The sequence below is a fragment of the Campylobacter sp. LMG 17559 genome (assembly GCF_024723605.1).
Classification (GTDB): Bacteria; Campylobacterota; Campylobacteria; order Campylobacterales; family Campylobacteraceae; genus Campylobacter_D.
Genome location: NZ_JANQCZ010000003.1, coordinates 38,197 through 65,085, shown reverse-complemented (window position 1 = coordinate 65,085; position 26,889 = coordinate 38,197). Strand labels below are relative to the sequence as shown.

The 26,889-nt window shown below is 30.9% G+C and carries 26 protein-coding genes; 16 read left to right on the top strand and 10 right to left on the bottom strand.

Annotation, left to right across the window (positions count from 1 at the left end):
- Position 1 precedes the first annotated feature (1 nt).
- Complete coding sequence (locus tag CAMP5082_RS02145) at positions 2-1,369, top strand: phosphomannomutase/phosphoglucomutase (RefSeq protein WP_047207959.1); 1,368 nt, start codon at positions 2-4, stop codon at positions 1,367-1,369.
- Here the strand turns inward: CAMP5082_RS02145 and tilS are convergent.
- Both tilS and rimO read right to left on the bottom strand, forming a co-directional pair.
- Positions 1,350-2,312: a tRNA lysidine(34) synthetase TilS gene (gene tilS, locus CAMP5082_RS02140; RefSeq protein ID WP_337205791.1), complete on the bottom strand. Its 963-nt coding sequence runs from the start codon at positions 2,310-2,312 to the stop codon at positions 1,350-1,352. The genes CAMP5082_RS02145 and tilS overlap by 20 nt on opposite strands.
- Complete coding sequence (rimO, locus tag CAMP5082_RS02135; RefSeq protein ID WP_337205790.1) at positions 2,302-3,618, bottom strand: 30S ribosomal protein S12 methylthiotransferase RimO; 1,317 nt, start codon at positions 3,616-3,618, stop codon at positions 2,302-2,304. The genes tilS and rimO overlap by 11 nt, the downstream gene beginning before the upstream one ends.
- 76 nt (positions 3,619-3,694) lie before the next feature.
- On the opposite strand from rimO, the gene prfB reads away from it, so the two are divergent.
- From prfB to CAMP5082_RS02120, 3 genes are read left to right on the top strand one after another with little or no spacing between them, the layout of a single operon-like run.
- Positions 3,695-4,795, top strand: coding sequence for a peptide chain release factor 2 (gene prfB, locus CAMP5082_RS02130; RefSeq protein ID WP_337205789.1), 1,101 nt, complete (start codon positions 3,695-3,697; stop codon positions 4,793-4,795).
- 19 nt (positions 4,796-4,814) lie between these two features.
- Positions 4,815-5,651 (top strand): universal stress protein, encoded by an 837-nt coding sequence (locus CAMP5082_RS02125; RefSeq protein WP_337205788.1) that lies wholly within the window; start codon positions 4,815-4,817, stop codon positions 5,649-5,651.
- Entirely contained in the window at positions 5,651-6,340 is a 690-nt protein-coding gene (locus tag CAMP5082_RS02120) for a potassium channel family protein (protein WP_337205787.1), read from the top strand. Before CAMP5082_RS02125 ends, CAMP5082_RS02120 begins: the two co-directional genes overlap by 1 nt.
- A 12-nt stretch (positions 6,341-6,352) precedes the next feature.
- Here the strand turns inward: CAMP5082_RS02120 and CAMP5082_RS02115 are convergent, their stop codons facing one another.
- Together CAMP5082_RS02115 and CAMP5082_RS02110 are read right to left on the bottom strand one after the other, a co-directional pair.
- Positions 6,353-6,955 carry a BspA family leucine-rich repeat surface protein gene (locus tag CAMP5082_RS02115; RefSeq protein ID WP_337205786.1) on the bottom strand — a complete coding sequence of 201 codons (603 nt, stop codon included), beginning with the start codon at positions 6,953-6,955 and terminating at the stop codon, positions 6,353-6,355.
- A gap of 126 nt (positions 6,956-7,081) precedes the next feature.
- Positions 7,082-8,119 carry a YeiH family protein gene (locus CAMP5082_RS02110; protein ID WP_337205785.1) on the bottom strand — a complete coding sequence of 346 codons (1,038 nt, stop codon included), beginning with the start codon at positions 8,117-8,119 and terminating at the stop codon, positions 7,082-7,084.
- Positions 8,120-8,224: 105 nt separating this feature from the next.
- Here CAMP5082_RS02110 and CAMP5082_RS02105 point away from each other — a divergent pair, with 105 nt between their 5' ends.
- A complete protein-coding gene (locus tag CAMP5082_RS02105) occupies positions 8,225-9,088 on the top strand; it encodes a LysR family transcriptional regulator (RefSeq protein WP_337205784.1) in 864 nt (287 codons plus the stop codon).
- Here the strand turns inward: CAMP5082_RS02105 and murD are convergent.
- Together murD and mraY are read right to left on the bottom strand one after the other, a co-directional pair.
- On the bottom strand, positions 9,080-10,279 hold the full coding sequence (murD, locus tag CAMP5082_RS02100; RefSeq protein WP_337205783.1) for a UDP-N-acetylmuramoyl-L-alanine--D-glutamate ligase: 1,200 nt from the start codon (positions 10,277-10,279) through the stop codon (positions 9,080-9,082). The genes CAMP5082_RS02105 and murD overlap by 9 nt on opposite strands.
- Positions 10,279-11,337 (bottom strand): phospho-N-acetylmuramoyl-pentapeptide-transferase, encoded by a 1,059-nt coding sequence (gene mraY / locus CAMP5082_RS02095; protein ID WP_039625318.1) that lies wholly within the window; start codon positions 11,335-11,337, stop codon positions 10,279-10,281. Before mraY ends, murD begins: the two co-directional genes overlap by 1 nt.
- A gap of 78 nt (positions 11,338-11,415) precedes the next feature.
- On the opposite strand from mraY, the gene gpmI reads away from it, so the two are divergent.
- Positions 11,416-12,894, top strand: coding sequence for a 2,3-bisphosphoglycerate-independent phosphoglycerate mutase (gene gpmI, locus CAMP5082_RS02090; protein ID WP_337205782.1), 1,479 nt, complete (start codon positions 11,416-11,418; stop codon positions 12,892-12,894).
- Positions 12,895-12,908: 14 nt separating this feature from the next.
- The gene (fabG, locus tag CAMP5082_RS02085; protein WP_337205781.1) at positions 12,909-13,652 is read left to right on the top strand and encodes a 3-oxoacyl-ACP reductase FabG; all 744 of its coding nucleotides are present in this window, start codon (positions 12,909-12,911) and stop codon (positions 13,650-13,652) included.
- Between the two features lie 10 nt (positions 13,653-13,662).
- Here fabG and acpS read toward each other — a convergent pair whose 3' ends face one another.
- The 3 genes from acpS to CAMP5082_RS02070 form a co-directional block, all read right to left on the bottom strand.
- Positions 13,663-14,019: a holo-ACP synthase gene (acpS, locus tag CAMP5082_RS02080; protein ID WP_337205780.1), complete on the bottom strand. Its 357-nt coding sequence runs from the start codon at positions 14,017-14,019 to the stop codon at positions 13,663-13,665.
- The gene (gene fliL, locus CAMP5082_RS02075; RefSeq protein ID WP_404842191.1) at positions 14,019-14,564 is read right to left on the bottom strand and encodes a flagellar basal body-associated protein FliL; all 546 of its coding nucleotides are present in this window, start codon (positions 14,562-14,564) and stop codon (positions 14,019-14,021) included. The genes acpS and fliL overlap by 1 nt, the downstream gene beginning before the upstream one ends.
- Before the next feature lie 64 nt (positions 14,565-14,628).
- The gene (locus CAMP5082_RS02070; protein ID WP_257403836.1) at positions 14,629-15,267 is read right to left on the bottom strand and encodes a helix-turn-helix transcriptional regulator; all 639 of its coding nucleotides are present in this window, start codon (positions 15,265-15,267) and stop codon (positions 14,629-14,631) included.
- Between the two features lie 244 nt (positions 15,268-15,511).
- On the opposite strand from CAMP5082_RS02070, the gene CAMP5082_RS02065 reads away from it, so the two are divergent.
- The 4 genes from CAMP5082_RS02065 to CAMP5082_RS02050 are packed head-to-tail and all read left to right on the top strand — an operon-like array spanning position 15,512 to position 20,254.
- Entirely contained in the window at positions 15,512-16,936 is a 1,425-nt protein-coding gene (locus tag CAMP5082_RS02065) for a catalase (RefSeq protein WP_337205779.1), read from the top strand.
- A 52-nt stretch (positions 16,937-16,988) separates the two neighbouring features.
- Positions 16,989-17,459: an ankyrin repeat domain-containing protein gene (locus CAMP5082_RS02060; protein WP_337205778.1), complete on the top strand. Its 471-nt coding sequence runs from the start codon at positions 16,989-16,991 to the stop codon at positions 17,457-17,459.
- Positions 17,460-17,519: 60 nt separating this feature from the next.
- Positions 17,520-18,923 (top strand): argininosuccinate lyase, encoded by a 1,404-nt coding sequence (argH, locus tag CAMP5082_RS02055; protein ID WP_263724403.1) that lies wholly within the window; start codon positions 17,520-17,522, stop codon positions 18,921-18,923.
- Positions 18,923-20,254 (top strand): anaerobic C4-dicarboxylate transporter family protein, encoded by a 1,332-nt coding sequence (locus CAMP5082_RS02050; RefSeq protein ID WP_337205777.1) that lies wholly within the window; start codon positions 18,923-18,925, stop codon positions 20,252-20,254. Before argH ends, CAMP5082_RS02050 begins: the two co-directional genes overlap by 1 nt.
- Before the next feature lies 1 nt (position 20,255).
- Here the strand turns inward: CAMP5082_RS02050 and CAMP5082_RS02045 are convergent, their stop codons facing one another.
- On the bottom strand, positions 20,256-20,930 hold the full coding sequence (locus CAMP5082_RS02045; protein WP_039617503.1) for a YheO-like PAS sensor domain-containing protein: 675 nt from the start codon (positions 20,928-20,930) through the stop codon (positions 20,256-20,258).
- 167 nt (positions 20,931-21,097) lie between these two features.
- On the opposite strand from CAMP5082_RS02045, the gene CAMP5082_RS02040 reads away from it, so the two are divergent.
- Genes CAMP5082_RS02040 through CAMP5082_RS02020 form a run of 5 tightly spaced genes read left to right on the top strand, consistent with a single transcriptional unit; the run spans position 21,098 to position 26,801 of the window.
- Positions 21,098-21,460: a Rid family detoxifying hydrolase gene (locus tag CAMP5082_RS02040; RefSeq protein ID WP_012661024.1), complete on the top strand. Its 363-nt coding sequence runs from the start codon at positions 21,098-21,100 to the stop codon at positions 21,458-21,460.
- 3 nt (positions 21,461-21,463) lie between these two features.
- Positions 21,464-22,903 carry a C4-dicarboxylate transporter DcuC gene (gene dcuC, locus CAMP5082_RS02035; protein ID WP_337205776.1) on the top strand — a complete coding sequence of 480 codons (1,440 nt, stop codon included), beginning with the start codon at positions 21,464-21,466 and terminating at the stop codon, positions 22,901-22,903.
- A gap of 13 nt (positions 22,904-22,916) precedes the next feature.
- Complete coding sequence (locus CAMP5082_RS02030; protein WP_337205775.1) at positions 22,917-24,086, top strand: trans-sulfuration enzyme family protein; 1,170 nt, start codon at positions 22,917-22,919, stop codon at positions 24,084-24,086.
- Positions 24,087-24,089: 3 nt separating this feature from the next.
- Positions 24,090-25,454 (top strand): adenylosuccinate lyase, encoded by a 1,365-nt coding sequence (gene purB, locus CAMP5082_RS02025; RefSeq protein WP_337205774.1) that lies wholly within the window; start codon positions 24,090-24,092, stop codon positions 25,452-25,454.
- 6 nt (positions 25,455-25,460) lie between these two features.
- Positions 25,461-26,801 (top strand): MmgE/PrpD family protein, encoded by a 1,341-nt coding sequence (locus tag CAMP5082_RS02020; RefSeq protein ID WP_337205773.1) that lies wholly within the window; start codon positions 25,461-25,463, stop codon positions 26,799-26,801.
- Positions 26,802-26,889 lie beyond the last annotated feature (88 nt).

Here is a 26,889-nt window from a genome sequence, read left to right as displayed (position 1 = left end):
AATGTTAGATTTGATTTTTAGAGAGTATGATATAAGAGGGCTTTACCCAAGTGAGTTAAATGAAAAAAGTGTAAAAGCTATAGGTTATGCTTTGGGTTTAGAAATGAAATCAAGAGGTTGTGAGAAAGTAAGTGTGGGCTATGATGCAAGATATAGTGCAAATGAACTTTTTAACTATTTAATTAGCGGTTTAAATAAAGCTAATATGCAAGTTTTTAATATAGGCTTAGCACCAACTCCTATGGGATATTTTAGCTTGTTTTTTGATGATATTTTTGATGCAAATATCATGATAACAGGCTCGCATAATCCAAAAGAATACAATGGCTTTAAAATCACGATTAACAAAGAAAGTTTTTTTGGTGCTGATTTGAAAAAGCTTTCTTTAAAAGTGCAAGAGTATTTAGAACTTGAAATCAATGATGATTTAAGATATGAAAATTATGATGTTAAAAGCTTATATATAGACTTTTTAGCTAAACATTTTTCACATCTTAAAGATTATAAAGAAAAAATCATTATTGATTGTGCAAATGGAGCTACTGGAGTGATTATAAAGCCTTTGGTGGAAAAATTAAATCTTAATGCACAAATTTTATTTGAAAATCCTGATGGAAATTTCCCAAACCACGCGCCCGATCCAACAGAGCTTGAAAATTTACACGCATTGCAAGTTGCGCTAAAAGAAAATGAAAATGCAAAAATGGGCTTTGCTTTTGATGGAGATGGAGATCGTTTAGTAGTCGCAAGTAAAGACTATGTATTTAAGGGCGATGAGCTTTGCTATTTATTTGCTAAAAATATAAAAAATCCTAGAGTTTTAGGTGAAGTAAAATGCTCTAAAAACCTCTTTGATGAGGTAGCTAAATTTGGTTTTATCATGATGGGTAAGACCGGGCATTCTAACATTAAAAAAATGATGAAAGAGCAAAATATCGACATAGCAGCAGAGCTTAGTGGGCATATTTTCTTTAAAGATAGATATTTTGGTTATGATGATGGAATTTATGCATTTTTAAGAACCTTAGAGCTTTTAGTAAATGGTTTTGATATAGAAAAATTAGTTAAAGAGTTACCAAAACTTTATGCAAGTGAAGAGATTAAGCTTAAGGTTAGTGAGGAAAATAAATTTCAAATCATAGAAAAATTTAAAGAAAAAGTAAAAGCAAATGCTTTTGAAAATGTGCTTGATTGTAATGAAATTGACGGAGTTAGAATCACCTTTAAAGAAGGCTGGGCACTTTTGCGTGCTTCTAACACAAGTCCATATCTTATCATGCGCACCGAAGCTACAAGTGCTGAATTTAAAGACTTTTTAGAAGCAAGGGCAAAAGAACTTTTCGAAGAAATCATAAAAGAGCTTGCATAAGCTCTTTTACATCAATATTTTTTGTGTATAAATATGCTCTTAAGAGTTTAGGGATTTTTGCTTTTCTATAAATTTCTTTAAATTCTTTTGGCATTTTCTCACAACTTACAAAAGGAAAAATCAAAACTTTTTCTTGTATATAAACAATGCCTATTTTATGCGAAATCACCCCATCACCTTTTAATGCTTCTTGTCTTTGTTTGGCACTTAAAAGTACTCCAAGTTTTTTAAAGCATTTTGCGATTAAACTTTCATCTTTATGAGTAATGTAAATATTTTTAAATTCACAAATATTTTCTTCTTTTAAGTCTTTTTCTAGGTATTTAAAGCTCTTTTTTACTCCATTTGGATAAAGCTTTAAAAACTCATTAGCAAAATTTTTGCGTATAAAATTTCTAAAATATTTTTCATCATCATTGCTCTCATCATGAAAATAAGTGATATTGTTTTCTTTTAAGTAATTTAAAATTTTTTCTTTTGGAATTTCAAGCAAGGGTCTTATGATGGTAAAATATTTTCTTTTTTCAATATCTTTAAAACCAAGTAATTCTCTAAGCCCTGCACCTTTAGAAAATTGCATTAAAAACCATTCTAGTTTATCATTTAAATGATGAGCTAGTAAAAGATTATCATAAGAGTGATTTTTGCAAAGTTCTTCAAAAAACTCATAACGCAAAGCTCTTGCATGGGCTTCGAAATTTTTTGTTATCTTGGGTGTGGTTTTGATATAAATTTTTTTATGAAAATGCTTGGCTAATTCTTTGGCACTTTGTTCTTCTTTATCACTATTTTTGCGAGTTTTGTAGTTTATAAAAGCAAGATCAAAATCTATATTTTTTTCTAAAAGCATGAAAAATAAAGCACTAGAATCACTCCCATGAGAAAATGCTAAAAGATTTTTCCCTTGCTTTAAATGATTTAAATATTTGCTATCAATCATCAAGCTTTCTTAAAGCTTTTGCAATGAGTTTTTTATCTAAGCTCTGTGTGATTTCACACTCATAAAGCTCACCCATTTCTAAATCACCACAATCACTTTCATTGATGAGAATTTCTCCATCAATATTTCTATCCCAACGCAAATCTTTCGCGCCGATGAAAAATTCTCCTTCAGAGCTTTGGCCTTCACAAAATGCTAAAGTCTTTTTGCCAACTTGTTGATTAAAGCTTTTTTCTATGCATTCATCGACGATTTTTTCTATCACTTTTAATCTTGTATTGATGATTTTACTAGGAATTTGCTCCATTTCAAAAGCTGCGGTATCTTCTTCTTTAGAATAAGCAAAAACACTAATTCTATCAAAACCAAATTCTTTTATAAAAGTGCATAATTCTTCAAAGTCCTCATCGCTCTCTCCAGGGTGTCCTACTATAAAACCTGTGCGTAAAAATGAATTTGGAGCTTGTTTCATTAAATTTAAAAGCTCGATTAATTTAGCTTTATTAGCTCCGCGTTTCATGATTTTAAGCATATTATCACTGATGTGTTGCAAAGGCATATCAAAATAATTTACAAAAACTTTTGATTGAATGATTTTTTCTATCACTTCTTTATTAATGCTTGTTGGATATAGATATAAAATTCTAGCAGCCTTTACACCTTGGATATTTTCTATAGCTTCAATAAACTTTAAAAGTCCATCTTTTTGACCTTGATCAAACAAATACGAACTTGTATCTTGAGCGATAAAAGAAAAGTCTTTATAGCCTTTTTTAACAAGTTCTTTTACTTCATTTATAATACTTTCTAAGCTTCTTGATTTAAGTTTACCTTTAAAACTTGGTATAGCGCAAAATGAACATTTTTGATTACACCCTTCAGCTATTTTGATAAAAGCATGATAGTTTGATCCTGTGATCACACGATTAGTATTTTTATCTTGTAAGTAAGTAGAATTTGAAAATAGATTAGTTTTTTTAAGTATCATTTCATCAATTTTTTCATAATCTCCCACACCGGTAAAAAGATCAACTTCAGGTAGTTCTTTCATTAATTCTTCGCGGTAGCGCTGCATTAAACATCCTGTTACAACCAGCAACGAGTCCTTTTTTCTTTGCTCGTGTAAGTCTAAAATCGCATTTATGCTTTCTTTTTTAGCGCTATCTATAAAACCACAGGTATTTACAATCAAAACATCAGCTAAGTTTGGCTCATCACAAATTTCATAATCACTTAATCTTCCAAGCATGATTTCACTATCAACTAAATTTTTATTACAACCTAAAGACATTAAAAAAAGTTTTGGCATATTTCTCACTTTAAATGTTTTATTTTTTGCTAAAATTATAAGATTAAATTATATCAAAATTAGAAAGAAAATTTTTATGGATAATTACGAATACAGCGAACTTTTAAAAAAATTAAAAAACAAAGTTGGAAATATCGCTTCTATCATTAAGCCTGAAGAGATAAAAGTAAGATTAAAAGAAATAGAAAATTTAGAAAATTCCCCTTCTTTTTGGAGTGATGTAAAACAAGCAGGCGTTATAGGTAAAGAAAAAACTAAAATTTCAAATTTGCTTAAAAATTATGAAAATGCAAATAATGCTTTAAATGATGCAAGCGAGCTTTTTGATCTTGCTAATAGTGAAAATGATTTAGACACCATAGAAGCTTTATTTGAAGATGCAAATAAGCTAGAAGATCTTATTGTAAATCTTGAAATTTCTATGCTTTTAAGTGGGGAAAATGATGGTAAAAATGCCATAGTTTCTATTCACCCAGGAGCAGGTGGAACGGAGAGTAATGACTGGGCTAGCATGCTTTATAGGATGTATTTGAGATTTTGTGAAAGAGAAGGTTTTAAAGTAGAAACACTTGACTTTCAAGAAGGCGAAGAAGCAGGGCTTAAAGATGTTAGCTTTTTAGTAAAAGGTGAAAATGCTTATGGGTATTTAAAAGCTGAAAATGGCATTCATCGTTTAGTAAGAACTTCTCCATTTGATAGTGCAGGGCGTCGCCATACGAGTTTTTCTAGTGTGATGGTTTCTCCTGAACTTGATGATGATATAGAAATAGAAATTGAAGAAAAAGATATAAGGATTGATTATTATAGAGCAAGCGGGGCAGGCGGACAGCATGTTAATAAAACTGAATCAGCAGTGCGTATAACTCATATGCCAAGTGGTATAGTAGTGCAATGTCAAAACGATAGAAGCCAACACAAAAACAAAGCCACAGCCTTTAAAATGTTAAAATCACGCCTTTATGAGCTTGAACTTATGAAACAACAAGATGAAGCAAATTCAAGCGAAAAAAGTGAGATAGGCTGGGGGCATCAAATCCGCTCTTATGTGCTTTTTCCTTATCAACAGGTTAAAGACACGCGCTCAAATGAAGCTTTTTCGCAAGTTGATAATATCTTAGATGGGGATATTAAAAAAATTATAGAAGGTGTTTTAATAGCACAAAAAGCACAAGATTAATACTACAAAAGGATATTAAATGGAAAAAATTCTAGTTTGTGTGGATGTTTTAGAGCCTTGTAGGGAAAGTTTGTATTATGGGGTGTATTTAGCTAAAAAGCTAGATTTACCTTTAATGTTTTTATACACTATAGAACCAAATTTTACTAATGCTGAATTAGCTTGTAGTTTTGGCATAGGTGCTAGTGGGTGTGTGATTGAAGATTTGGTAGAAGAGCAAAGCCAAAAAAATGAAAATCTTTGCAAAAAAGGGCAAAGAATTTTAGAAGAATTTTGTGCTTATGCAAAAGAACAAGGCGTAAAAGAATGCTTTAGTGTGCAAAGAGATGGAGATTTAGAAGAGGTTTTAAAAGAATACAATGATCAAATAAGGTTAGCCATAGCAGGTTTAAAAGGCGGAGGTAAGAAAAATAAAATAGGCATTCATACAGAAGAACTAGTAAGAGCTTTAAATGTGCCTATTTTGCTTGTAAATTCTGCCTTTAAAGAGATTAAAAGTGTGATGATGGCTTATGATGGGAGTAATTTGGCTAAAAAGGCCATAGAGCAAGCCATTAAAAGACCTATTTTTAAAGAAGCAAAGCGTTATGTGGTAAATGTATCTAAAGATGAAAAATCTTCTTGTGAGTTATTAGCTCAAGTAAGTCAAATTTTTAAAGAAGCAAATTTAAATGTACAAACTCAGCATTTAAGTGGAGAGATTACTCAAGCTTTATTTGATTTTGGTGAGCAAAATGATATAGATTTATTGATCATGGGGGCTTATTCACATCACTGGTTAAAAAGTATTTTATTTGGTAGTTTGACAAATGATATTTTAACTAAGGCTAAAAAACCTTTATTGTTGATTCGCTAATGTTACATCATAGGCTTTTAAATCACTATATTAGCATTTATCATAAAAGTACCAAACGATTTCTTTTTGTTTGGACTTTGCTTGCTGTAGTGCCTTTATTTTGTAGTTTTTTATTTGATGAGCTTGCTATTTATGCAACAGGTAAAATTACTTCTGAAATTTTATTTTTAATTTTAAATATTATTCCTATTATGGTAGCTATAGCATTGATGATGTTTTTGCTTATTAGTATTTGGGCTGCTTTTAGTAGTAAGATTAATATTAAAGAAAAATTTTTTATTATTTTATATGCTTATGTTTTGATATGGTTTGCGTATGGGAATTTGTATTATTTTTCTTGTGATGTAGATAATTACAATAGAATGTTAATTGCTACTCAAAAAAATGAAAATTTAGATATTGCGGATTTGCAAGAAAAAATCATAGAAGTACAATTTCAAACCCCTATAAGAGGAATTCATAATTTTTGGTCTTTAGATGATGAGTTAAAACCTCAAATTCAAAATAGAATAAAAGGTTTGGTTGATTGTTATTATTTTAGTGGAGTTACTATGCTAACGATAGGCTTTGGTGATGTAACGCCGGTTAGTTCTTTGCTAAGATTATTTAGCGTATTTCAAGGATTTTTAGGGCAGGTTATTGTTGTGATTGCTATGGGACTTTGGATTAATCAAGTAGGTAAGCAATAGCTTACCTTGTGATTAATGTTTTATAGCATATTTATTTTGTATTTCTTCATGTCCTAGTATTTTTTGGATATTGCAATTTTTATTAATATCTAATTTTTTAACATCATGATGAAAATTAGTACAATTATGCAATAAAAATGCCATTGTTTTAGCATTATGTACATCCCATCTTGACAAATCTTGATCAAATTGTTTGCAATTTTCAAACATATGTGCCATTGTAATGGCATTATGCACATCCCAATTTTCTACTTTATGGTTAAATTTAAGACAATTACAAAACATATATTTAGTATCTTTTACATTTGACATATTCCAATAAGATAAGTCTTGATCAAAAGATTCACAATCAAAAAACATTCCTTCCATGTTTTCAACATTTTTAACATTCCATTTAGAAATATCATGATTAAAGCTTTTGCAGCAATAAAACATATAAGACATATCTTTAACATTTGATACATCCCATTTTTCTATACCATCAAAGTTAGTTCTAGTGGAATAATAGAATAAATAAGACATATCCGTAATTAAGCTTACATCGATTTCATCTAAGGCAATAAGCTCTTCTCTAACAAGAGCAACTAATTCACATTTAGTTTTAGGCGTAAACATGTTAGCTCCTTTTTGGATGTTTATTACAATATAATTATAATATTATTTAAATATAAAGTAGAAAAAATAAATATTAAATTAATAAAAAAGTATAAAATACTATAATATGTTTCATAATGAAACATATTATAAATTTAATAGGAAAATTAAGCTAATTGATATAAAGATTAACCATATAAAAAGAAAAAATGCCATCAAAAATGGTTTAAAACCTGCATTTTTTAAAATATTTTTATGGATATTCACTCCCAAAGCTACCATGGCCATAGAAAGTAAAAGCGTGTCTATGGTTTGTATGCTTGGTTTTATATAGTTAAGTGCAAAATCGGTATTTAATATTTCAAGTGAGCTAATACCACAAGCAAATAAAAACCACAAAGCAAAATAAGGAATATTTGCTTTAATGGAAATTTTTTCATTATTTTTGCTTAGAAATTTCAATGAAAAAAGACTTAAAAAAATTAAAAAAGGTACTAGCATTAAAACACGCATCATTTTTTCTATGACAGCGCCATCCCCTGCTTGCACAGCTTCACCTGCTGCAACAGCATGTGCAACTTCATGCAAGCTTGCTCCCATGAAATACCCCATTTGCTTTAAACTAAAAAAATCAAACCAGCCTAAATTCCAAGCCAAAGGATATAAAAACATCCCCAAAGTTCCAAACACAACCACAGTGCAAACTGCCACGCCAACTTTAGCAGAGCCACCTTTAACAATGCTCTCGCTAGCCATCACAGCAGCTGCTCCACAAATGCTTGAGCCACTACTTATAAGTATGCTTTCTTTAAGATCAAGTTTAAATAATTTTCCTAGTAAAAGTCCCATAAAAAAGGTAGAAAATACCACTAAAAATGCTAGTAAAATCCCATTTAATCCAACTTTTTCTAAATCATTAAAAGTAATTCTAAAGCCATAAAGTATAATCCCAAGTCTTAAAATTTCTTTTGTTGCTATGTTTAAAACTCCTGATTTTTTGAGTAAATTTGCATTTTGATGAGCTAAATTTCCTATTAAAGCTCCCAAAATCACGGCTATGATTAAAGCTGAAATTCCAAGATTTTTAAAAAAATTAAGCTCAGAAATAGCAAAAGCACAAAAAGCAAGAGTAAAAAGCAGTAAAAAAGCTTCAAATTTTCTATTTTTATATATATTTTTATGCATGAGTTTTCCTTTTTTGTTTTTTTGTAATCTTAGTGATTTTTTTATGATAAGTAAAATTAATTTTATTTGATATAATGATTAAAAATATTTATCAAAAGAGTGCTTATGACTTTTAAACAAATAAAATATTTTCAAGCCTTGTGTAGAAATTTAAACTTAAGAGCTTGTGCTAAAGAATTAAATATAACTCAATCTGCTTTGTCTTTAGCTATATTTGAACTTGAAAAAAGTTTAAACACCAAGCTTTTTGATAGAAATGCTAAATTTTTAAGCTTAAATGAAAAAGGAAAGGTTTTTTTAAAACAAATCACTCCTTTAATTTTAGAATTTGAGCGCATTGAAAAAGCAATGCAAGATGATCAAAGCTATGAAATAAGTATGAAAGTGAGTCAAAATGTAGGTACTTACTTACTAGGATCTTTTTTAGATCAAAAGGCAGAAAATATCAAGTTAAATTTGTCTTTGGATAATAGCCAAAATATCATCAAAGATATTTTAGATAAAGAAATCGATATAGGTTTGATTGAAGGGATTTGCAAAGATAAAGATATAAGAAAGATTAAAATTTGTGATGATGAGCTTATTGTAGTGAGTAAAAATGACTTAAAAAAAGAATTTTTCATAGATGAATTAAAGGATTTTAAATGGTTAAGTCGTGAGCAAGGTTCAGGTGCAAAAGAAGTGTTTTTAAATGCTTTACCTAAAGATGTAAAGCTTAATTTAGTCTATGAGCTAAACTCAACTGCTATGATAAAAGAGTTAGTTAAAAAAGGTGATTTTTTAGCAGTTTTACCTAAATTTAGCGTCAAAGAAGAGCTTGAAGCTAAAAGCTTATTTGAAGTGAAATTAAAAAATTTTAAAATTTCAAGAGAGCTTTGCTTGATTTATCATAAAAATAAAGAACCAAGCAAGAAATTTATAAATTTATGTGAGTTTTTAAAACTTTACATTCAAAAAGATTTAGTTTAGTTCTTGAACGCATTTTTTAAAAAGCTCCCCTCTTTCTTCATAAGACTTAAACTGATCTAAGCTTGCACAAGCAGGGCTTAGCAGGGCTACTTCATCATTAGTTAAATTTTGATTGATTTTTTCTACTGCTTTAGGTAAAAACTCACAAAAATGTGCTTTTAAATTAGCATTTTTAGCGTATTCAAGCATTTTATTAGTGCTTTTTCCTATGGCATAAAGCTCTATATCAAGCTCTTTCATAAAAGCAAATAAAGCACTTAAATCCACTCCCTTATCATCCCCACCTATGATAAGATGAATTTTTTTATCCTTATAGCGTTTAAGAGCAGCTAAACTTGCATCCAGATTAGTCGCTTTAGTATCATTTACCCAAAGTCTATTTTTATGATCAAATATTTCTTCAAGTTTATTTTTTTCTATTTTAAACTCGTTTAAAAGCTCATAAGAACAACGATCTAGTATGATTTTTTCTATACTTAAGGCAATAAGTGCATCAAGTAAAAATGGAGTTTTAAAATGAATTTTTTCTAAGTCAATTTGCATTTTTTTAGCTAAATCTTGCTCATCTTCATAGCTTATAACATAAGCATGGGTTGGATAAGCCTCATATTTTTTAGGTAAAATTACCACATCATTTTCATTCATTCTTTCAAGCACGCTAAGCTTTGCTCGCTCATAATTTTCAAAGCTTTTATGCCAAGAAAGATGATCAGGTGTGATAGGTAAAAGCGCATAAATTTCAGGTTTAGCTATTTTGGTGTAAAAAAGTGAAAAAGATGAACTTTCTAAAATCCATAATTTAGCATTAGTATCCATTTGTGCTAAAGGAGTTCCTATGTTTGCTCCCATTTGTGCATTGATGTGTTTTAAAAGATGGTGTGTCATTTGAGTGGTGGTGGTTTTGCCATTTGTTCCACTTATCCAAACGCTTTTTGGCATGCCATCATAAAAAAAATCATACTCGCTGCTTAAATTTCTTGCTTGCTGTATGAGATGATGATCACTTGGAAAACCAGGGCTTGGAATTTCTAAGTCACTTTTTAAAGGATCAAATTCACAAGGTGGTAAAAGTGTATTGTTAAATTCATCCTTACTTATACTTGTAAAATGATCATCATAAATATCGCAATTTCCAAAACGCTGTGCAAAAGCTTTAGTTGTTTTTCCGTATCCAAAAAGTGAAATTTTCATTATCTTAACTTTATACTAATTAATGCAATAATATTTGCAAGTAAGGCTATCATCCAAAATCGCACAATGATTTTATTTTCCACCCAACCTATTTTTTCAAAATGATGATGAATAGGTGCCATTTTAAATACTCTTTTGTTAAAGATTTTAAAACTTCCTACTTGTAAAATTACTGAAATAGTTTCTAAAACAAATACAAAACCTATAAGCAAAAGCAAAATTTCATTTTTACTTACTATACCAAGATAGCCTAAAAACGCCCCTATACTTAAACTCCCACTATCTCCCATAAAAACTTGTGCAGGATAGCAGTTATACCACAAAAACCCCATAAGCGCACCAACTAAAGCCGCGCTTAATACCACAAGTTCTCCTAGACCTTGAATTTTAGGTAAAAATAAATAAGAACTATAAATAGCATTTCCGCTTAAATACAAAAAAGCACCAAGGCTTAAAAGAGAAAATATAGAAGGCACAGTTGCAAGCCCATCAAGTCCATCGGTTAAATTCACAGCATTAGAGCTTGATACAATAACTAAAATCCATAAAAACAACATAAACATACCACCATCAAAAATAGCATGTTTATAAAAAGGTAAATAAAATTCAGTATTTATATCAAATAAATACAATAATCCAACACAGATAAAAGCAGCGCTAAATTGTCCTAGAAGTTTCATTTTTGGGCTTAGTCCTGCGTGATTATCTTTTTTTAAAATTTTCCCTAAATCATCCACTAAACCTATAGTGCAAAATAATACCAAACATAATAATCCAACAATTACAAAACTATTATTTAAATCAGCACTTAAAACACTTGCTATGATAGTAGCAAAGATAAAAACAAGCCCACCCATAGTAGGAGTGTGAGATTTAGCTTGGTGTGATTGTGGAGCGTATTCATAAATAGGTTGATTTGCTTTTTTATTTTGAGCCCATTTGATAAATTTTGGCATTAAATACAAACTCAAAAACAAAGCGATAAAAAATGCAAAACCAGCACGTACGCTAATATAAGAAAAAAACATATAATTTGTATATTCTGTAAGATAAAGCAAAATTTTAACCTTGTATTTGTTTTTTAAAAGCATAATTTTAGTAAAATCACATAAATAAATTATAAAAAAGAGTAAAAAATGAGCCAAAAATGTATTTTGATAATCACAGATGGTATAGGACATAATACAAATTCAAACTATAATGCTTTTTTTCATGCTAAAAAGCCAACTTATGATAAGCTTTTTGAAAATACCCCTAATGTTTTGATAAAAACAAGTGGCTTGGCAGTTGGCCTACCTGAAGGTCAAATGGGTAATAGCGAAGTAGGGCATATGTGTATAGGTAGTGGACGCATAATCTATCAAAATTTAGTCAAGATAAATAAAGCCATAGAATATGACACTTTAAAAGATAATAAGGCTTTGAAAGATTTATTGCAAAAATGCAAAAGAGTGCATATTATAGGGCTTTATAGTGATGGTGGGGTGCATTCTATGCATACACATTTTAATGCGCTTTTAAAAATTTGTAAGCAAGAAAATAAAGAAGTTTTTGCGCATGCAATTAGTGATGGTAGAGATTGTCCTCCAAATTCAGGTTTAGAATTTATAAAATCTTTACAGGAATTTTGTGAAAAAGAAGGGATTAATTTTGCTTCTTTATCAGGAAGATTTTATGCTATGGATAGAGATAAGCGCTATGATAGGGTTAAGTCTTATTATGATGTTTTATTTGCTAAGGCACCAAAGTGTGATGATTTTGTGCAATTTATACAAAAAAGCTATGATGAAAATATTACAGATGAGTTTTTAAGCCCAGTTATTAGTCAAAACTTTGATGGAATTAAGGCTGAAGATGGTGTGATTTTTATCAATTTTAGAAATGATAGAATGCGTCAATTAGTTGCTTCTTTAACCCAAGAAAGTTTTAATGAATTTCCAAAAGAAGTACTTGTAAAAAATGCTATTACTATGAGTTTGTATGATGAGAGTTTTAAACTGCCTGTGATGTTTGAAAAAGAAGAATTAAATAATACCTTAGCTTCTGTGATAGCTAATGCAAATTTAAGCCAACTTCACACAGCTGAGACAGAAAAATACGCTCATGTAACCTTTTTCTTTAATGGGGGAAAAGAAGAATTAGAGTGTAATGAAACAAGAGTTTTAATCCCAAGTCCTAAGGTAAAAACATACGATGAAAAACCTCAAATGAGCGCTAAAGAAGTCGCAGATGAAGTGATTAAGGGTATAGAAAATGGTATGGATTTTATCGTAGTCAATTTTGCAAATGGTGATATGGTAGGACATACGGGTGATTTTGAAGCTGCAGTTAGTGCGGTTGAATGTGTGGATGAATGTTTGGGTAGGGTTATTGCTAAAGCAAGAGAGCATGATTATGCTTTTATTATTACTTCAGATCATGGAAACTGTGAAGCAATGAGGGATGAAAATGAAAATATGCTCACTAATCACACAACCTTTGATGTTTTTGCTTTTGTAGAAGCTAAAGGAGTAGATAAACTCAAAGAAGGCATGGGACTTAGTAATATAGCGCCAAGCGTGCTTAAAATTTTAAACTTGCCTATTCCAAAAGAAATGGATGAGGCTTTATTTTAATTTAAAGGAGAACAATGAAATTTAGTGGAAAAAATGTTTTAATAACAGGTGCAAGTAAAGGTATAGGTGCAGCAATAGCTAAAGAATTAGCAAGTCATGGTTTAAAAGTTTGGATTAATTATAGAAGTAAACCTGAACTTGCTGATGCGTTAAAAGAAGAGATAGAAAAAAATGGCGGCACTGCGGCTGTGATTAAATTCGATGCAAGTGTTGAAGAAGAATTTACAAGCGCTATTGCAACCATAATAGAAAGTGATGGTGAACTTAGTTATTTAGTTAATAATGCAGGTATTACAAATGATAAATTAGCACTTAGAATGAGCATGGATGATTTTTCTTCAGTGATTAATGCTAATTTGAATTCAAGCTTTTTAGGTTGTAGAGAAGCATTAAAAACTATGAGTAAAAAGCGTTTTGGTGCGGTTGTTAATATTGCTTCTATAGTTGGAGAAATGGGAAATGCAGGTCAAACTAATTATAGCGCTAGCAAAGGTGGCATGATGGCATTAACAAAATCTTTTGCTAAAGAAGGTGCAGCAAGAAATATAAGATATAACTGTATTACACCAGGTTTTATAAAAAGTGATATGACTGAAGTTTTAAGTGATGAAATAAAACAAAATTATATTAATAATATCCCTTTAAAACGTTTTGCAGATGCAAGTGAAGTAGCTCAAGTTGTGGCATTTTTATTAAGCGATCATTCTTCTTATATTACAGGGGAAATTTTAAAAGTCAACGGTGGGCTTTATATGTAAAAGCAAGGTTTTAACCTTGCTTGGTTTCTATAGTCACTACTGCTATAGCAAAACCCCCATCATGTGCTACGCTTACACTTGCTGATTTGATTTTAAATTCTTGCATGACTTTTTGAGAAAAACTAATATGTGGGGCATTTTTATCATCTTTAGAGATGATGATGTCAAAAAAAGAACATTCTTTAGAAATTCCAACCCCCAAAGCCTTAGAAGCAGCTTCTTTAATAGCCCAAAATCCGGCCAGAGTGTTGGTATTTTTTATATAACTTTGCTCTTGCTTGGATAAAAATTTATCCAAGAAAAGTGTTTTATGTCTTTCATAAATTTTTTCTACGCGAGAGCATACAACTATGTCGCAGCCTATCATTAAGATACTACAAAGTCAGTAAAATAAATATTTTTGATAAAACCATCAGTTAAAACCTCATTGATTTTACCAGTTAATTCATCTTTTAATCTTTCTTTGCCTTTTGTGGTGCTTACTTCTTCAAAGGTTTTTGAAGTTAAAGTTCTAATGATAATATCTCTAATAATAGCAACTTTTTTATCAAGTTCTGGGGTTAGAGTTTCAACATTTTGTTCAAGTTGAATGGTGCATTTTACATATCTTGATCCACCATCACTTAACAAATTTAGTGTAAAAGGTGCTAAAGGATACATCACTCCAATATTTGCATAATCACTTCCTCTAGCTGCTACTGCATTTGTTTTCTTAGGAGCTTGTGCAACTTGTGCGCTTTCTTCAGCTTGTGGAGCAGGATTTTCTTCAGAACCACCGCTAAACATTAAATAAGCAATCGCTCCTACAATCACAAGTAAAAATACAAATAAAAATACAACGATAATAATTACTAAAGTATTGCCACCTTTTTTCTTTGATTCGCCTTGTTCATCCATCATATCATCAGCCATATTTTTCCTTTTATTAAAATTAAAGTGTTATTGTATCAAAAATTACAATTTTTTTAAATTATGATTATTTAATCTTTTGTAAATGTCTATAAACACTAGGTTCAGAAATACCTAAAAGTTCAGCAACCTTAGGAATAACACCTTTTACATTAAACACACCTTTTTCATATAAACTAGCTATCATTTTTTGCTTTTCTTTTGGTTTTAAGCTTTTATTTTTAAAACTTTCTATATCCATACCCGAAATATCTTCGACAATTTCTTCTAAATCAAGTTTAATATATTCTTTATTTTCTTGCTCAGGGTTTTCATAAGCATTATCATAAATATTTCCAAGATTTAAAATTTCATCAGAGATTTTTTTAAACGCTGAGGTATCATGATTAATACAAAGCAAACCTTCGAGTTTTTCATCTTTTTTAATAAAAAAAGTAGAGCCTGACATTGCTTGTGAGCTTTTAGCTGAAGTTTTATAATGTGTTATATAATCACGCTCTAAATAGATTTTATTTTTAATCATTTCAATGGCAAAACCAGTTAGAGGTGAGTTTATAGTTCTTTTACTAATATGGTTATTAGCAATTTCTGCTATATTGGCTCCATCTTCGCTTACATCGTGCAAGACTATTTCATAATTTCTACCCAAGGCTTCTGCAAGAAATTTAACTAATTTAATATAATAAGTTCTTGTTTCTTTATCCATAAGCTCTCCTTTTTTTATTAATTTTGTAGTAAAAATATTTAAAATAAGAATGCTTATTCTTATTTTTTAACAATTTTATTACAAAATAAAAATATTTATGCTTAAAAAAAGATTATTTTTTTAAAAATAAGAATTTTATAATCATTTTTTAAATAATGATAATTTTTATCGTTTAATTTTATTTTAATAATATAGGAATATAATTTATCAAATAATAAAAATTATTATTTAAAAAGGAGACACAATGAAAAAACTAACAAATGATTTTGGAAATATCATAGCTGATAATCAAAATTCACTAAGTGCGGGTGTTAAAGGTCCACTTTTAATGCAAGATTATATTTTGCTTGAAAAACTTGCTCATCAAAATAGAGAAAGAATTCCAGAAAGAACGGTACATGCAAAAGGAAGCGGTGCTTATGGAGAACTTAAAATTACTAAAGATATTTCTCAATATACCAAAGCAAAAGTTTTACAGCTTGGAAAAAATACGCCTTTATTTATAAGATTTTCAACCGTTGCAGGTGAAGCAGGTGCAGCTGATGCAGAAAGAGATGTAAGGGGTTTTGCGATTAAATTTTATACCAAAGAAGGAAATTGGGATTTAGTAGGTAATAATACTCCGACATTTTTTATAAGAGATGCGTATAAATTTCCTGATTTTATCCATACTCAAAAAAGAGATCCAAGAACTCATTTAAGAAGTAATAATGCTGCATGGGATTTTTGGAGCCTTTGTCCTGAAAGCTTACACCAGGTTACTATTTTAATGAGCGATAGAGGAATTCCTGCAAGTTATCGTCATATGCATGGTTTTGGAAGTCACACTTATAGTTTGATTAATGATAAAAATGAAAGATTTTGGGTGAAATTTCATTTTAAAACCAAGCAAGGTATTAAAAATTTAACCAACGAAGAAGCGGCGAATTTAATAGCAAATGATAGAGAAAGTCATCAAAGAGATTTATATGAGGCTATTGAAAAAGGAGATTTTCCAAAATGGACTTTCCAAATTCAAGTTTTAAAAGAAGATGAAGCAGAAAAATTAGGTTTTAATCCTTTTGATTTAACTAAAGTTTGGCCACATAGCATTGTGCCTTTAATAGAAGTAGGTGAATTAGTACTTAATAAAAATGTACAAAATTACTTTAACGAAGTAGAACAAGCTGCATTTAGTCCAAGTAATATCGTTCCTGGTATTGGTTTTAGTCCTGATAAAATGTTGCAAGCTAGAATCTTTTCTTATCCTGATGCACACAGATATCGCATAGGGACAAATTATCATTTATTGCCAGTTAATCGTGCAAAAAGTGAAGTAAATACTTATAATGTAGCAGGAGCTATGAATTTTGACACTTATAAAAATGGCGCAGCTTACTATGAGCCAAATAGTTATGATGATAGTCCAAAAGAAGATAAAAGCTATCTTGAGCCTGACTTAGCACTTGAAGGTATTGCGCAAAGATATGCTCCACTTGATGATGATTTTTATACTCAACCAAGAGCCTTGTTTGATATAATGAACCAAGATCAAAAAGAGCAGTTATTTAAAAATATAGCAACTTCTATGAGCGGGGTTGATGAAAAAATTATTGCTAGAGCATTAAGTCATTTTGAAAAAATTTCAAGTGAATATGCAAATGGTGTTAAAAAAGCTTTGAAAATGTAATTTTTACTTGCCACTTTAAAAGTGGCAAACTAAAGATTATAAAAGGAAAAAAATGTTTAGCAACGAAGAAGAAAAAAGAATTCAAGAACTTTGTACTATGGCTTTTGACTTTGCAAGAAAAAATGATTTGCAAAATTTAAAGATTATGATAGAAGCAGGTTTGAGTGTGAATTTAAAAAATCACAAAGGCGATAGTCTCTTAATGCTTGCAAGTTATCACAATGCTTATGAATGCGCTAAGTTTTTACTAGAAAATAATGCTAGAGTAGATGAGAAAAATGATAGAGGGCAAACTCCATTAGCGGGGGTGTGTTTTAAAGGGTATTTGCCTATGTGTAAGCTTTTGGTAGAATATGGGGCAAATATTGATGAAAACAACGGTCTTGGTATGACACCTTTTACTTTTGCACTAATGTTTGGACATAGAGATATAGTAGAGTTTTTAACAAAGCATTCTAAAAAAAGTTTTCTTAAAAAAATAGCTTTTGCTGTGTTGAAAATTTTTAAAAGAAAGAAAAGTTAAACTCTTTGAAAAAATAAAAATTATAAAATTATCCTTTTATTTGCAAATAGAAGGATAAATATGTCACAAAAAGCAGAGAAATTATGGGGTGGACGCTTTGATTTACCTACAAATAAATTAGTTGAAGAATACACTGCTTCATTATTAGTTGAGCCAAGACTTGCTCCTTTTGATATACAAGGAAGTATAATTCATTGCACTATGCTTGCAAAACAAGGCATTATAAAAGAAGATGAAGCAAAAACTATCATCAAGGGTTTAGAGCAAGTTAGAGAAGAAATTCAAAATGGAACCTTTGTTTTTGATATAGCTGATGAGGATATTCATATGGCTGTAGAAAAAAGAATGACACAAATTGTAGGCCCAGTAGGTGGAAAGCTTCACACTGCAAGAAGTAGAAATGATCAAACTACGCTTGATTCAAAAATGCATATGAGAGCCGTTATAAAAGAAATTTTAAATCAAATTATTGCTTTGCAAGAAGAAATCATCAATCAAGCTCAAAAAAATATCAAAGCTATTATGCCAGGTTATACACATTTACAAACCGGTCAACCGGTGCTTTTTTCACATTGGATCATGGCGTATTTTTGGATGTTAAGTAGGGATTATTCTCGTTTTGAAGATTTATATAAAAGAATGGATGAGTGTCCTTTAGGAGCAGCTGCGCTTGGTGGAACCACATTTAATATAGACAGACATTTTTGCGCCAAAGAACTAGGTTTTGCAAAACCAACAGAAAATAGCATTGATAGCGTTAGTGATAGAGATCATATGGTTGAATTTACTTCTGTGGCTGCAATGTGCTTTATGCACCTTAGTCGTTTTTGTGAAGAGCTTATACTTTTTTCAAGTCAAGATTTTAAATTTATAGAATTAAGTGATGATTTTTGCACAGGCTCAAGCATAATGCCTCAAAAGAAAAATCCTGATGTAGCTGAAAAAATGCGTGGTAAGACAGGTAGAATGTATGGCAATGTTATGGCAATGCTAACTATTATGAAAGGTATTCCACTAGCTTATAATACTGACATGAGTGAAGATAAGGCTCAAGTTTATGATTCTATGGATACTCTAATGGCAAGTTTAAAAATCATAACTCCTATGATAGAAAAAATGCAAGTAAATGCTAATAATACAAGAGCAGCTGCTGCAAAAGGCTTTTCAAATGCTACGGATATGGCTGATTATTTAGTAAGAAAAAATATACCATTTAGAGAAGCTCATAGTATAGTTGGCGGGGCTGTGAATTATTGTATTAAACATGGAAAAATGCTTGAAGAACTTAGCATGGAGGAATTTCATCAATTTAATGAAAATATCCAAGAAGATATTTATGAGGCAATTGCTTTAGAAACTTGTATAGACGCAAGAGTATCTTATGGTGGTACAGGAACTAAAGTAGTATTAGAGCAAATTAAACACGCAAAAGAGCTTTTGGAGCAATATAAGGCACAAGATTAATGGATGTTATTTTTATATTAGAATTTTTCATCATTTTTTCTATGATAGCCATAGGTGGTAGATATGGTGGTATAGGACTTGGGGTTGCAGGTGGGCTTGGTATGTGTATTTTGGTTTTGGTCTTTGGTATGCAACCAGCTTCACTTCCTGTGAGTGTTGTGTTTATTATACTTGCTGTGATTACTTGTGTGAGTGTTTTACAAAGCGCAGGTGGGCTTGATTTGCTAGTAAAAATAGCAGAGAAAATTCTAAAGAAAAAACCTCAAGCTATTGTTTTTATGGGACCTTTGATTAGCTCTGCTTTTACGATTTTTTGCGGTACTACCTATGTAGCTTTTTCTATTTATCCAGTGATTGCTGAAGTGGCAGCTGATGCTAAAATTCGTCCCGAAAGAGCGCTTTCGGTTTCAGTTGTAGCAGCAGGAATTGGTGTTATAGCTTCACCTATGAGTGCAGCTACTGCTGCTATGGTGGCTGTTTTAGCCTTTAGTGGTACAACAATAGTGCAAATTTTAATGGTAAGTTTGCCAGCCTTTTTTATAGGTGTGTTTCTTGCTTGTTTGAGTGTTTTTAAAAGAGGAAAAGAGCTTGAGCAAGATGAGGAGTTTCAAAGAAGGGTAAAAGCAGGAGAATATCATTTTTTAAGTGAAGATTTGCAAAACAAAGATAGCGAACATGATCCTATGGCTAGAAGGTCTTTGTATATTTTTGCTTTAGGGATTTTAACTATTATTTTCTTTGGAACTTTTACGAATTTATTGCCTCACTATGAGCTTGCAAATGGCAAAATAGAAAGACTTTCTACTCCCAATTTAATCCAAATGATTATGCTTGCAACGGCTTGTTTGATTATGCTTTTTGCTAAAGTTCCTGCTAATAAGCTTGGTGAAGCTTCGGTATTTAGATCAGGACTTATAGGAGTTGTAGGGGTTTTTGGTATAGCTTGGATGACAGGAACATTTTTTGAAGCTTATAAGCCTTTATTTAGTGATTCTTTATCGCATATTGTAGAGGATTATCCGTATTTATTCGGGGTGGCTTTATTTGCCTTTTCTATGGTGATTTTTTCTCCTTCAGCAACAGTAGCTGCTTTGATGCCTTTGGGTGTGAGCTTGGGAATTCCTCCTCAAATTCTTATTGTGCTTTATCCTTGTGTGAGCGGAGATTTTATAGTCCCAGGAGCTAATCAAATAGCATGTGTGGCTTTTGATAGAACAGGCACAACAAAAATAGGTAAATTTGTGATCAATCACTCTTATTTAAGACCAGGTTTTGTTTTGATTATTAGTGCGACTATTGCAGGTTATTTTATCTCTAAGCTTGTATTTTAGCTTAGAGATTGTTTTTAAGTTTTTGTAAATACCTATAAACACTAGGTTCTGATATATTAAGCGATTTAGCAACTATAGGTATGCTTCCTTTAATGTTAAAAATTCCTTTTGAATGAAGCTTTTTAATAATTTCATCTTTTTGCTCAGTGCTTAAGCTATATCCTGAATTTAAATATTTTAAGTCTATGTTTTCAGCTAAAATATCTTCTATAGAATGACTAAGTGTTTCTATATTACTCACATTATGCAAATTTACATTGTTTTGATTATGAATATCTAACAAATCACTAAAATCATTGATTTTTTCAAGTTCTATGATTTTACTAATAGCATTTCTAAGCTCTGTGGTATCGTGATTTATACATAAAATTCCCACGATTTTATTTTGATTTTTAATGAAAAAAGTTGATCCAGTAACAATCTTAGACTTTCCAACCTTTGCTTTATAATCACATAAAAAATCTTTATTTAAATACTCTTTTTCTTGTACAAGCTCACTTGCAAAAGAAGTTAATGGAGAATTAATGGTTCTTCCACTAATGTGGTTATTTGCAATGGCTGCTATGTATGAACCCTCAGGTGCAATCACATGAAAAACTATTTCATATTGATCCCCAAGCACCTGCCCTAAAAACTGAGTGAGTTTGATAAATAATTCTTTTTGTTGCTCATCCATGATCTAGACCTTTTTGTTGTTTTTTGTTATTTTACATAATATTTTCATCAAAGTTGTTAATAATTATAACAATAAAAAAAATTATTATTATGATAAAAAAATATTGACAATTTATTATTATGATGATAATATTATATTATGATTTCATTTAAACACAAGGAGTATACATGGCAAATTATCCAAAGGCTATAGGACCATATTCAGCTTATAGAGAAGCTAATGGTTTGTTATTTATTTCAGGACAACTTCCTATTAATCCAGAAAGTGGAAATATAGAAAGTGAAGATGTAAAAGAACAAACAAGACAGTCATTGTTAAATATTAAGGCTATATTAGAAGAAAATAATCTTTATTTTAACAATGTGGTAAAAACTACTTGCTTTTTAGCAAATATTGATGATTTTGTGGCTTTTAATGAGGTTTATTCTGAATTTTTCGCAGCTCCATATCCTGCAAGAAGTGCTTTTGCGGTAAAAGATCTTCCTAAGGGTGCTAAAGTGGAGATAGAGGTTATTGCTCATAAAGGATAGAGCATGTTGGGTTTATTTTTTGCAGGATGTTCTGTATTTTTACTTGTTTTTATGCTCTATAAAAAAATCAACGCCCATATGGCGTTGCTTTTAAGTGGTTTATTCTTGCTATCTCTAGCAGGAATTTTTGGACTTTCTCCTATTATTAGTGAAAAGCAATCTTTACATTTAGGTCTTTTTGATATTTTCCAAGTAGTAAATACCAAAATGTCAAGTACTCTAGCAGGGCTTGGACTTACTTTAATGTGTATAGCAGGATTTTCTGCTTATATGGATCATGTGGGTGCAAGTTATGCTTTATTTAAAGTATTTGAAAGACCTTTAAAAGCAGTAAAATCACCTTATATTTTATTGCTAGTTTCATATTTTGTAATCCAGTTTTTAGTGCTTTTTATACCTTCACATGCAGGTTTAGCACTTTTACTTATGGTTACAATGTATCCTATTTTGGTGCGCTCAGGAGTTTCTAAGCTTTCTGCACTTTCAATTATTGCTATTTGTCAATACATTGACCATGGCCCAGGTAGTGGTAATGTTATTTTGGCTGCAAAAACAGCTGAAATTGATCCAGCGGTGTATTTTGTACATTATCAGCTTCCTACAACTGTGCCTATTATCATAGCAGTAGGTATTGCGATTTATTTTTGCTCAAAATATTTTGATAAAAAAGAAAATTTCACATTTAACCGTGATGATGTTGAAAAAGAATTAGCAGAGCATGATGGCAAAAGTGAAGAGCTTAAAAAGCCACCTAGAATTTATGCGATTTTACCTATTATACCGTTAGTGTTAATTTTGGGTTTTAGTAGTGTTTTAGATAGCATTATGGTGTTAATGGGGCTTACTACTATGGAAGAAGTTAAAGCAGCTTCATCTACTGCTATTAAAATGAATGTGCCGGTTGCTATGATGATTTCAACCTTTATAGCAATTATTTTTGAAATCATTCGTTATAGAAGTTTGATTGATACTTTAAATTCTATCATGGTATTTTTCAAAGGTATGGGACATTTGTTTGTAATCACAGTTTCTTTGATCGTTTGTGGTCAAGTTTTTGCAAGCGGACTTTTATCAGTTGGCTTTGTAGATACTTTAATAGGTTTTGCAAAAGATGCAGGTTTTGGAGTGCTTGCTATTATTATAGCAGTTTCTATTTTGCTTGCTGTATGTGCATTTTTAATGGGTTCAGGAAATGCAGCATTTTTCTCTTTTGCGCCACTTATCCCAAATATAGCAAAATCTTTTGGCGTTGAAACCATAGCTATGATAGCACCTATTCAAATCATGACAGGTTTTGGTAGATGTGTTTCGCCTATCGCACCTGCTATTTTGGCAATTTCAGCTATGGCTAAAGTAAATCCATTACAAGTTGTAAAAAGAACAGCCATTCCTATGCTTGTAGCTGCTATTGTTAATGTGATTATGACTTATATTTATCTATAAAAAGGAGTACAAAATGAACAACAAAACTAAATTAATCCATCTAGGAAGAGGCGATCAAAATGCTGAAGTAAGATCAGTTAATCCAACCTTAATGCGTGCATCAACTATACTTTTTAAAGATCATGCAACTTGGCAAAAATACCGCGAGTTAAGAAAAACAGATCGTGTTTTAAGTTATGGTGCTAGAGGAACAGCAACTAATTTTGAACTTGAAAAACTAATTTGTGCGCTTGAAGGAGGCCATAGAGCGCAACTTTTCCCAACAGGACTTGCAGCGCTAGCTATGGTGCTTTTAAATTATGCTAGCAAAGATGCTCATTTTTTAATCACTGATGCTATTTATGGACCTGTTAGAACAATTTGTGATTTATTTTTAACTAAAATGGGTGTAGAAATTGACTTTTTAAAAGCTGATGCTTCTGATGTAGAAGAAAAAATCAAACCAAACACAAAATTAATCCTTTGTGAAAGCCCAGGTTCTATACTTTATGAAATTATAGATTTACCAAAACTATGCGAAATTGCACACAAACATAACATACCAGTAGCGATTGATAATACTTATTCAAGTGGGTATTTTTTAAATCCGCTTGAGCTTGGCGTTGATATTTCAGTGATTGCAGCGACTAAGTACTTAAGTGGGCATTCAGATGTTACTATGGGTATAGTAGTGATTAATGAAAAAGAATGGAAAAATTTTGACAAATTACCAGAAGCTTTAGGATTTACTACAAGTCCTGATGATGCTTATTTGGTGCTTCGTGGTATGAGAACTTTAGATGTAAGAATGAAAGCGCATGAAAAAAGTGCAGATGAGGTAGTAGAGTTTTTACAAAGTAGAAAAGAAGTTAAAACAATTTTTTATCCAAAATTAAAAACCCATCCAAACCATGAAGTTTTTATGCGCGATCATAAAGGTACTAATGGTATGGTAACGATTGAATTTGCAGATGGTATTTCAAAAGAACAAGCTATTGAGTTTGTAGATAATTTAGAGTATTTTTCAATCGGTGCAAGCTGGGGTGGATATGAGAGTTTAGCTACTGTTACTACTCCACCAAGAACTGCAACAGATTGGAGTGCTAGAGGGCCTTTTGTGAGATTTCATATAGGTCTTGAAGATAGCAAGGATTTGATTGCTGATTTAAAACAAGCATTTGAAAAAATAAATTTTAAAGGATAAAACATGGGTGTGAGTGTATTTGATATGAGGTTGCTTCAAGATTCTTGGAGCACTCCTGCAATGAGAGCTATTTTTAGTGAAGAAAATAGAATTCAAAAATGGCTTGATGTAGAAGCTGCCTTGGCAAAAGCTCAAGCAAAATTTGGCATTATCCCTAATGAAGCAGCTATAGAAATAGCTAAAAAAGCGCATTATAAATTTATGGATATGGATTTTATTTTTGCTGAGTTTAAAAAGACCAAACACCCTTTAGTACCTACTGTGCGTGGTTTAGAAAAAGCTTGTGAAAATGGTCTTGGTGAATATGTACATTTTGGTGTAACAACTCAAGATATCATTGATACAGGCTTAGTTTTACAATTTAAAGAAGCTATGACTTTAATCAAGCAAGATTTAAAAGATATAGCTAAAAATTTAGCAAAAATCGCAAAAGAGCATAAAAATACTGCGATGATGGGAAGAACCTTAGCTTTACAAGCTTTACCTATAACTTTTGGACACAAAGTTGCAATTTGGCTAAGTGAGCTTAATCGCCATTATGAAAGAATTATTGAGCTTGAAAAAAGATTATATGTAGGATTAATCGTAGGTGCAGTAGGAACTAAAGCAAGTTTAAGTGACAAGGCTAATGAAGTAGAAAAACTTACTTTAGAAAGCTTAGGTTTAGAAGTTCCTGATATCTCATGGCAACCAGCAAGAGATCGTTTTATTGAGCTTGGTTATGTTCTAGGTAATATCAATGCAACCTTTAACAAAATCGCACATCAGCTTTTAATCTTAGCTCATAATGAAATCGATGAAATTGCTGAGCCCTTTGGAAAAGGTCAAGTAGGAAGCTCTACTATGCCTCATAAAAGAAATCCTGCAGTAAGTGAAAATGCAGTGACTGTAAGTAATGCTCTAAGAGCTAATATTGCAATTTTAAGCGATATAGAAAGACATGAGCATGAAAGAGATGGCCAAGTTTGGAAAATGGAATGGAAGCTTTTACCAGAAGCGTTTTTAATGCTTTCAGTGGTATTAGCAAATATGAAATTTGTCTTTGATGATTTAGAAGTTAAAAAAGACAAAATGCTAAAAAATCTTGATACGCTTAATGGCTTTGTATTAGCAGAACGCGTGATGTTTGCTTTAAGCGATCATTATGGTAAGCAACATGCACATGAAATTGTTTATGAAAATGCCATGAGAGGTATAGAAAATCATAAAACTTTCAAAGAAGTTTTACTTGAAGATGAGCGTGTGAGTAAGGTTTTAAGTGAAAAAGATATTGATGTTTTAATGGATGCTACAACTTATGTAGGTTATGCACCAAAATTAGTTGATGAGTTCTTAGAAAAAATTGCTAATGCACCAATTCTAAAGTAGGAAAAAATGTATTTAAGTGAAAAACTAGCCGAATTTATCGTAAATTTAGACTATGAAGCTATTCCTAGTGAAGTAAAACAAAGAGCAAAAGAACTTATGCTTGATGCACTAGGAACAGCCCTGGCTGCTAAAAATGAAGCTTGTGTTTTAAATGCAACTAAGGCTTTTGAAGCTTTAAGCGTAAATCCTAGTAAAAAAATTTGGAGTGAAGATAAAAAGCTTGATGTAATTTATGCTGCGATGGTAAATGCTATTGCAGCGCATGCCCTTGATTTTGATGATACTCATACTGAAGCTATTTTGCACGCTAGTGCTATTTTAACTCCGCTTTGTTTAACTTATGGATTTAGTGTAAGTAAAGATGGAAAAAAAGTTTTAAAAGCTTTTATTGTTGGTTGGGAAATTGCTGCTAGAGTGGGTATAGCAAGCAAAGGAAGTTTCCATAAACGCGGCTTTCATACTACAGCTATAGCAGGAATTTTTGGTAGTGTAGCTGCAAGTTGTGTTTTACTTGATTTAAACAAAGAACAAATCATCAATGCGCTAGGTTTAGCAGGAAGTTTTGCAAGTGGGGTAAATGAGTTTTTATCTAATGGTTCTAATTCTAAAGTTTTACACATAGCTAATGCTTTGAAAAATGGAATTTTAGTAGCAAATTTTGCAAAAGCTAATATGAGCGGCCCTTTGAGTATATTTGAAGGAAGGGATAATATTTTTAGAACTTTTGGCTTAGAAGATGAGTGTGATAAAAATGAACTTTGTAAGGGCTTGAATGAAATTTGGCAAGTAATGCAAGTATCATTAAAACCTTATCCAAGTTGTCATTTTGCACATGGGCTTATTGATTGTGCTATGAGTTTAAGAAATGATGGCTTAAAAGCACAAGATATCAAAAGTATACATTGTTTTGTAGATGAGGTGCCAATTTCATTTATCTGTGATCCAATAGAAGCAAAATACACTCCACAAAGTGCTTATGCTGCTAAATTTTCCATGCCTTTTTTAATGGCTTTGGCATTTTTTGATGGTAAGATCACTTTAAAATCTTATGAAAATTTAAATAGAGCTGAACTAATAGAATTTGCTAAAAAAATTAGCTATGAAAAGAAAAAATCTAGTGGTTTCCCTAAATACTTTCCAGGACATTTAGAAGCTGTTTTAAATGATGGAAGAGTAATTAAAAAAGATGTACTGATTAATAAAGGAAATTTTGATAATCCTTTAAGTTTTGATGAATTAAAAGATAAATTTCTTTCTAATGCTAGCATAGCACTTTCTTTAGAAAAGGCTGAGGAATTAGTCAAAAAGCTTCAAAATTTAGAAAATCTAAATGATTTTGATTTCTAGCAATCTCATTTTTTGAGATTGCTTATTATTTTAAAAAAGAAATAATTTAATTTTTTATATAATGTTTTATCTTAGTTTTTGTAAGGAA